Here is a 7704-nt window from a genome sequence, read left to right on the forward strand (position 1 = left end):
CGGCGGGCGATCCGCAGCAAGCTAAAGGAAACTCTGCGGATCGATATCGAGCTGCACCTGCACCGATCCGCGCTCCTTCGGCGATTGCGACAGCATCGCCCGCAGGAAGCCCTGCATGTCGGAGTTCCGCCGCCCGTGCACCAGAAGACGGAAGCGATGGCGGCCGCGCACCAGCGCCAGCGGCGCTTCCGCCGGTCCGAGCACCGAAATGCCTGAAACCTGCGGCGCCGCATTGCGCATGCCGCGCGCATGGTTTTCAGCGTCATGGCGGGTTTCGGCCGAAACGATGACCGAGGCGAGCCGGCCGAACGGCGGCAGTGCGGCGCGTTCGCGCTCAGTGATCTCGCGCTCGTAGAAGGCGCCGGAATCGCCCGATACGATCGCCTGCATGACCGGATGCTGCGGCTGGTAGGTCTGCAGCAGCCCATGGCTCTTGAGGCCCGTGCGCCCGGCCCGGCCGGTCACCTGCGACAGAAGCTGAAAGGTGCGCTCGGCGGCGCGCGGATCGCCGTTGGCAAGGCCGAGATCGGCATCGACGATGCCGACCAGCGTCATAAGCGGAAAATTATGGCCCTTGGCGACGAGCTGGGTGCCGATGACGATATCCGCCTCACCCTTGGCGATCGCCTCGAGCTCCAGCCGCAGCCGCTTCACGCCGCCCATGATATCGGAGGAGAGAACGATCGTTCGGGCCTCGGGGAAATGCCGCTCCACCTCTTCGGCGATGCGCTCGACCCCCGGCCCGCAGGCGACCAGATGGTCGAGCGTGCCGCATTCCGGGCATGCCTCCGGCGTGCGCTCGGCATGGCCGCATTGATGGCATTGCAGCTGTTTGCGGAAACGATGCTCGACGAGCCAGCTCGAACATTGCGGACACTGGAAACGGTGGCCGCACACCCGGCAGAGCGTCAGCGGCGCGTAGCCGCGCCTGTTCAGAAAGAGCAGCGCCTGTTCGCGCCTCTCCACCGTCTTGCCGATTGCCCGGATCAGGACCGGCGACAGGAAGCCGCCGCGCTCCGGCGCATGCCTGCGCATATCGATGAGATGCAGGTCCGGCAGCGCGGCATCGCCGAACCGCGTCGGCAGGTGGACGGTGCTGTAACGCCCGCTCTGCCCGTTGACCTGGCTTTCGACCGACGGCGTCGCCGACACCAGGATTACGGGAAAGTCGCCGATGCGGCCGCGCACCACCGCCATGTCGCGGGCATTGTAGAAAACGCGGTCTTCCTGCTTGTAGGCGGGATCATGCTCTTCGTCGACGATGATGAGGCCGAGCTCCTCGAAGGGCAGGAAGAGCGCCGAGCGCGCGCCGGCCACGACACGCACTTCGCCAGTCACCGCCTGGCGCCAGACCTTTTCGCGCATGCGCGGCGGCAGATCGGAGTGCCATTCGGCCGGCTTTGCGCCGAAGCGGTCCTGGAAGCGCTCCAGGAAGCTTGCCGTCAGCGCAATTTCCGGCAGCAGGATCAGCACCTGCTTGCCGCGCCTCAGCGTCTCGGCGATCGCCTCGAAATAAACCTCCGTCTTGCCGGAGCCCGTCACCCCGTCGATCAGCGACACCGCGAATTCGCCCTTGCGAACGTCGCCCACGATCTCCTCGGCCGCCTGCCTCTGCGGTCCTTCCAGGCGCGCGGCGGCGAAGTCGGGATCGGGCTTTGCCACCACTGGCGGCGGCGGCAGGAATATCGTCTCGAAGATGCCGAGCGTGATCAACCCGTCGACGACGCTCGTAGAGACACCCGCAGCATGCGCTAGGCCACTGCGGGTCCAGGACAAGCCGTCGGCGGCGGCATCGAGCACCCGGGCGCGCGCCGGCGTCATCCGCTCCGGCTCGCCGCCGACGAGCTTCAGCCCTTCCACCATCGGCTCCGGCTCGAAGGCGTTCGGCGCCCTGAGCGCCATGCGGGCGACGAGGCCCGGCGGCGAAAGCGTATAGGTCGCCACCCAATCGATGAAATCCCGCATCTCCCGGGAGAGCGGCGGGCAGTCGAAGACATGGCTGATCGGCCGGAGCTTCTTCGGATCGACGCCATCTTCGCCGCCGTCCCAGACGACGCCGATCACCTGACGCGGTCCGAGCGGCACCTGCACGACCGAGCCGGGCTCGACCGCCATGCCCTCCGGCACCGAATAGGAATAGGGTTTCGGCGCCGGCATCGGCACCAGCACTGGAACCGTTCGGTTCGCGGGCGGTGCCTCGAAAAGCGCGCCAAAGAGATCGGACGAATCTGTGCTCATCGCGCGAGACCATGCCCGCAAATCAATGGAATTGGAACCGCAAAGAGGAAGCGGCGCATCCAGCGAGGAATGAGGGCTGCGAGGCGCGGCCAGGATTGATGCCCCCCTTGGGAAAGGGTTGCCGGACGAACGATTGGCTGCATAGATTGCCGGAACGCTTTGTTCGACCGCTGAACCGGAGGAGAACGGATGGCCCGACTGACCGAAGATGCCAAGGGCGTCTATGTGATTGCCGTAACGCCCTTTACCGACGACGGCGCGCTCGATCTTGCCAGCATCGACAGCATGGTCGATTTCTACGAGGGCGCCGGCGTCACCGGCCTGACGGTCCTCGGCCAGCTCGGCGAAGCGCCGAAGCTGACGGCCGAGGAATCACGCATCGTCGTCGAGCGTGTGCTGAAGCGCCTTGATGGACGCCTTCCGGTCGTCGTCGGCGTCTCGGCGCCAGGGCTCGCACCGATGCGCGAGCTTGCGGAAGCCGTCATGGGCGCGGGTGCGGCCGGCGTCATGGTCGCACCGCCCTGGACCGTCAGGACCGACGATCAGGCCTTCTCCTTCTATCAGTCGGTCGGCGAGGCGTTGGATGACACGCCCTTCGTGCTGCAGGACTATCCGCTGACCACCAATGTGACGATCGCCGCTGGCGTCATCGAGCGCATCGTCAGGGAAGTGCCCAATTGCGTCATGCTCAAGCACGAGGACTGGCCGGGCCTTGCCAAGATCACCGCGCTTCGCGCCGCCAGCGGCAGCGGCGCCATGCGGCGCATCTCGATCCTTTGCGGCAATGGCGGGCTTTTCCTGCCTGAGGAGATGGGGCGCGGCGCCGACGGCGCGATGACCGGCTTCTGCTATCCCGAGATGATGGTCGGCGTCGTCGAGGCCTATGCCGCCGGAAATCCCGATCGCGCACACGAAATCTTCGACGCCTACCTGCCGCTCGCCCGCTATGAACAGCAGCAGGGCATCGGCCTGGCCTGCCGCAAATACGTCCTTGCCAAGCGCGGCGTCATCAAGTCCGCCGCTCTGCGCAAGCCGGGCGCCCGGCTCTCGGCGCCCGACATTGCCGATGTCGAACGGCTGCTGGCGCGCCAGGCCATTCGCCTCAAAGAGATCGGCGCATGAGGCCGGATCAATACAGCTCAAGACTATGAGTATAGCGGTGGTGCTCGCGGGGCTGGAATCCTAACGACTCCCAGAACTTCGCGGCACCGTCATTTCCCGCATGAACGGTGGCGAGCGTGCAGAAGCATCGCCCATGATCCAGCAGAGCCTGGGCGAGCATCCGGCCGATGCCGCGCCCGCGCATTGCAGGTTGGACGTAGAAACGCCGCATCCGCAACGCTCCCGCCACGGCGTGTTCGACGGTCATGCCTCCGACACCGGCGAGCGCCTGATCGGCGTAAGCGCCGAGCAGCTTTTCGCCAACATCGTCGAACCTGACTTCGCCAGCGGACCATTCTTGTATGAGCCGGGTGATATGGAGATGGCCTTCGCACCTGGCCTCGCTCTCGAGAGCCACGATCTCCTGTGGCAGTCGATCCCGTATCACGCGGATATCGATCATCATCACGATGCTGCCTGGCTAAACCGCAGGAACCGGAAGGTCGCGGCCGGACACGGCTACAGCCGGCAGGCCGACCGGTACGAAGGCCGCGTCGCCGTCCGCCGCCAGATCATGCACCGTATGCTTTTCCAGCGCCTTGGTGACATCGTTGAGGTCGCCGTCCAGATCTTCGGCCGGAATGAGATTGCCGATGACGAAATCGAAACGGTCGCCGCGCTTGTTCAAGAGTTCGTGGAACACGGTCATATCGCGCAGTTCCGTCGACCATTTCGCCAGCCAGTAGAACAGGCCGGAATTGCGCGCCGTCATATGGACGGGAAGGATCGGCAGATTGTATTTGCGCGCCAGCCCTACGGCCGAGGTCTTCCACGAGCGCTCGTTCAGCCGTCCGTTCGCCCAATAGGCGATGCGGCCCGAGGGAAAGAGCACGGTCGCCTTGCCTTCCCTGACCGCATGGTTGGTCAGCTGCAGCGTCTCGCGCGCCTTGAGCTTGCTCTTGTGCTCCTCCCGCCATTCGACGGGAATGATCATCTCGGCAAAGCGCGGATTGACGCGGATCGCGTCCCGGTTGGCGAAGAACATCATATCGGGCCGGCGCGCTTTCAGAAGATCGAAGACAGCGACGCCATCGGCAATGCCGGTCGGATGGTTGCTGACGAGGATGAAGCCGCCCCTATCGGGAATGCGTTCGCCATTGGTGATGCCAATATCGAGTTTCAGCACGTTGCTCAGATATTCGAACGACTGGAAGCCCGGCATCTTGGCAACCGCATTGGCGAATTCGATCGCCTTGCTGTAGCGCAGAAGCGTGTAGAGAAATGGCCGCATCGCCGGCCAGAGCGGGTGTTTGACGATCCTCTGGCCGCGTTCGGCAATCAGCGTATCGACGATATGACCGGGTTTTCCATGTGAAACGAGGGCGATCGCTTCCGCGAGCTGTCCGAAAGCCGTCATGGAATCGCGCCGTGCCATGAAAGATCCTGTCTATGGGGTATAAAGCTATCGCAGTAGAATATGATCTAGGGATGACAAAGGTTTGGCCGGCATTAGCAATTCCATAACCGTTCCTGCTTCAAATTGGCGAACTTGAAGGCAAATTCAAGGCCCTGCCACGTGAATGAACTGTTGATCATCGCCGATCCGCGCCTGATGTCGGAACGGGCTGCGTGGCTCGAAAACCTCGCCCGCGAGCGCCGTCTTTCCGAGCATACGCTCGACGCTTACGAGCGCGACACCCGCCAGTTTCTGACCTTCCTGACCGGCCATCTCGCCGGGCCGGCGACACTTGCCGATATCAGGGAATTGCGCCCTGCCGACTTCCGCGCCTTCCTCGCGGCAAGGCGCAAGCAAGGCTCCGGTGCCCGCTCGCTCGGCCGCAATCTCGCCGGCCTCCGCTCGCTGCTGCGCCATCTCGAAAAGAAGGGCCTGGTCAATGCCGCCGGCGCTGGCGCGATCCGCTCGCCGAAGCAGCCGAAATCGCTGCCCAAGCCGCTCTCCGATACCCAGGCGATCACCGTCGTCAGCGACGAAGCCCAGCTCCATGACGAACCCTGGATCGCCGCGCGCGATGCAGCCGTCATGACCCTGCTTTACGGTTGCGGCCTGCGCATCTCCGAGGCGCTGGATCTCGTTCCCGCAGATCTGCCGAAGGGCGCCACCACGCTGCGCATCACCGGCAAGGGCAACAAGACGCGGCTGGTACCGCTGCTCCCTGTGGTTTTCGATACCGTCGAGAAATATCGCACGCTCTGCCCCCACCATCTGGAAAGCGGCGAGCCGCTGTTTCGCGGCGCCCGCGGCGGCAAGCTGCAGCCGGCGATCATCCAGCGCGCCATGCAGAAGCTGCGCAGCGCCTTCGGCCTGCCGGAGACCGCCACACCCCACGCGCTGCGCCACTCCTTCGCCACCCATCTGCTTGCCGGCGGCGGCGATCTGCGCACCATTCAGGAGCTGCTCGGTCACGCCAGCCTGTCGACCACCCAGGTCTATACCGGCGTCGATGCGTCGCGGCTGCTGGAGGTGTATGATCGCGCGCATCCGCGAGCCTGATGCAGGTCGCCCCAAAGGCTTGGGCCGAAGAGACGCATGAGGCTTCAACCTTTCGTTAACGCATTCTCTTAAAGGAATATGCGCAAGCCGGGCGTAGAGCATGACGCACAAAAGGCATGATGGGAAAACCCCTATGACGACATCAATCGGCCGCCGGACGCTTCACTTCATCGCGCCGGGCAACCTGCTTCTCTGGTTGATCGCAGCCTTTCACATGCTGCTTCTCGCGGCCCTGTTTGTCGCCTTTCTGACGGCTCGGCCGGCAGCGGCCGGCGATGAGACCTGCACCGGCCGCAACCTGATGGCCGAGCTGCAGCAGAACGATCCTGCCCGCTATGCCGAAGCTCTGAAGGAAGCCGACGCCACGCCGAACGGCAAGGGTATCTTCTGGAAGATCGAGAAGCCGGGCGTCCAGCCTTCCTGGCTGCTCGGCAGCATGCATGTCACCGATCCGCGCGTGCTTGCCCTGCCGCCCCGCGCCCAGGCCGCCCATGATGCGGCCGGCACGGTCATCATCGAATCCGACGAGATCCTCGATGAGCGCAAGGCGACCGCCGCCCTGCTCGCAAAGCCGGAGCTGACGATGTTCACGGACGGCACGACGATCGACAAGCTGCTTTCCCCCGAGGATTACCAGCGGCTCGAAGCCGGCCTCAAGCAGCGCGGCATTCCGCTCGGCGCCGTCTCTCGCATGCGGCCCTGGATGATCTCGAGCGCCGTTGCCCTGCCGGCCTGCGAAATCGCCCGCAAGGCGAAAGGCGTAAAATTCCTCGACCAGAAAATCGCCGCCGATGCCGCGGCCGAAGGCAAGCAGGTGAAGGGGCTGGAGACCCTTGCCGAGCAGATCCAGGCGATGGCCGACCTGCCGGTAGAATTCCATATGAAGTCGCTGATCGAGACGCTGGAGCTCGGCGACAAGATGAACGATGTCGTTGAAACGATGACCGATCTCTACCTCTCCGGCGATATCGGCATGACCATGCCGATGCTGAAAACCGTGACGCCGGAAGACGAAGGCGACACCAGCGATTACGCCGCCTTCGAACAACGCGTCATCCTCGACCGCAACAAGGTGATGGCCGAACGCGCCGCCCCCATTCTCGACGGCGGCAACGTCTTCATGGCCGTCGGCGCCCTGCATCTGCCCGGCGAGCGCGGCGTCATTGAACTGCTCCGCAAGCAGGGTTTTACGGTGACTGCCGTAAACTGAAGCATGTCATCCGAATAGTCAGCAACAATAGCAGATCATCGAGACTAACAACCTCAGTTTGTATACGTCAGGTGGTGTTCAGCCGAGCGTTATGCGGCGCAGCACATTGGTTTTCCAATAGAACTGATGGGTGAGCGCGCCCGCGACATGCGCCGCGATCAGCGCCCAGAGAATGATCTTCAGGATATCCGCGTGCAACGAACCGGCGGGATTGACGCCAAAATAATAGGCGCCGATGCCCGTAAGCGGCATGGCGAAGATCAAAATGTAGAGACCGGCATGCGCAAGCTTAGCCGCAAGACGGAAGATCGCAGGCTCCTCCGCGACCTCGGCCGGCACGCCGTTCACGAAGCGCAGCCCGAGCCTGACGGCGGCGAGCAGCAGAATGGCGATGCCGACATAGGCGTGGATGTTGGCCGACGCAATCTGCTCCGGCGTCGGCACCTCGCCTCTGCGCATGAGCCGATGCCAGATGTTCATGCCGTCAGGAAACAGCAGATTGAAGAAGATCAAAAGCGCCACCGTCCAATGAAGCGCGCGCTGGCTGAGGCTGTAACCCTTGGCGGACGGCTTTTGCATTTTCTAACCTTCGTCACATGCCAGTTTCTAGGGCGCGGTGACGATTTAACGATTTGGGATTCCC

Annotated in this window: 7 protein-coding genes; 3 read left to right on the forward strand and 4 right to left on the reverse strand. The window is 63.8% G+C overall.

Annotated features, from left to right (window positions below):
- Window positions 1-21 precede the first annotated feature (21 nt).
- Entirely contained in the window at window positions 22-2238 is a 2217-nt protein-coding gene (locus CO670_RS27280; protein WP_097593088.1) for a primosomal protein N', read from the reverse strand.
- A 189-nt stretch (window positions 2239-2427) separates the two neighbouring features.
- Between CO670_RS27280 and CO670_RS27285 the strand changes: the two genes are divergently transcribed.
- Window positions 2428-3360, forward strand: a complete 933-nt coding sequence (locus CO670_RS27285) for a dihydrodipicolinate synthase family protein (protein WP_097593089.1) — start codon at window positions 2428-2430, stop codon at window positions 3358-3360.
- Between the two features lie 7 nt (window positions 3361-3367).
- Here CO670_RS27285 and CO670_RS27290 read toward each other — a convergent pair whose 3' ends face one another.
- On the reverse strand, window positions 3368-3805 hold the full coding sequence (locus CO670_RS27290; protein WP_097593090.1) for a GNAT family N-acetyltransferase: 438 nt from the start codon (window positions 3803-3805) through the stop codon (window positions 3368-3370).
- A gap of 15 nt (window positions 3806-3820) precedes the next feature.
- A complete protein-coding gene (locus CO670_RS27295) occupies window positions 3821-4774 on the reverse strand; it encodes a 1-acyl-sn-glycerol-3-phosphate acyltransferase (protein ID WP_097593091.1) in 954 nt (317 codons plus the stop codon).
- Between the two features lie 141 nt (window positions 4775-4915).
- Here CO670_RS27295 and CO670_RS27300 point away from each other — a divergent pair, with 141 nt between their 5' ends.
- Together CO670_RS27300 and CO670_RS27305 are read left to right on the forward strand one after the other, a co-directional pair.
- Window positions 4916-5851 carry a tyrosine recombinase XerC gene (locus tag CO670_RS27300; RefSeq protein WP_097593092.1) on the forward strand — a complete coding sequence of 312 codons (936 nt, stop codon included), beginning with the start codon at window positions 4916-4918 and terminating at the stop codon, window positions 5849-5851.
- A gap of 133 nt (window positions 5852-5984) precedes the next feature.
- Window positions 5985-7061: a TraB/GumN family protein gene (locus tag CO670_RS27305; RefSeq protein ID WP_097593093.1), complete on the forward strand. Its 1077-nt coding sequence runs from the start codon at window positions 5985-5987 to the stop codon at window positions 7059-7061.
- A 78-nt stretch (window positions 7062-7139) separates the two neighbouring features.
- On the opposite strand, the gene CO670_RS27310 is transcribed toward CO670_RS27305, so the two are convergent.
- A complete protein-coding gene (locus CO670_RS27310) occupies window positions 7140-7640 on the reverse strand; it encodes a cytochrome b (protein ID WP_097593094.1) in 501 nt (166 codons plus the stop codon).
- Window positions 7641-7704: the final 64 nt, after the last annotated feature.

It is taken from the genome of Rhizobium sp. J15 (assembly GCF_002531825.1).
In the GTDB taxonomy this organism is placed as follows: domain Bacteria; phylum Pseudomonadota; class Alphaproteobacteria; order Rhizobiales; family Rhizobiaceae; genus Rhizobium.

Bases quoted from the DNA above. Each gene is read 5' to 3' on its own strand.
- CO670_RS27310 (WP_097593094.1), bottom strand. From the start codon at position 7,640: ATGCAAAAGCCGTCCGCCAAGGGTTACAGCCTCAGCCAGCGCGCGCTT.
- CO670_RS27290 (WP_097593090.1), bottom strand. From the start codon at position 3,805: ATGATGATCGATATCCGCGTGATACGGGATCGACTGCCACAGGAGATC.
- CO670_RS27305 (WP_097593093.1), top strand. From the start codon at position 5,985: ATGACGACATCAATCGGCCGCCGGACGCTTCACTTCATCGCGCCGGGC.
- CO670_RS27280 (WP_097593088.1), bottom strand. From the start codon at position 2,238: ATGAGCACAGATTCGTCCGATCTCTTTGGCGCGCTTTTCGAGGCACCG.
- CO670_RS27295 (WP_097593091.1), bottom strand. From the start codon at position 4,774: ATGGCACGGCGCGATTCCATGACGGCTTTCGGACAGCTCGCGGAAGCG.
- CO670_RS27285 (WP_097593089.1), top strand. From the start codon at position 2,428: ATGGCCCGACTGACCGAAGATGCCAAGGGCGTCTATGTGATTGCCGTA.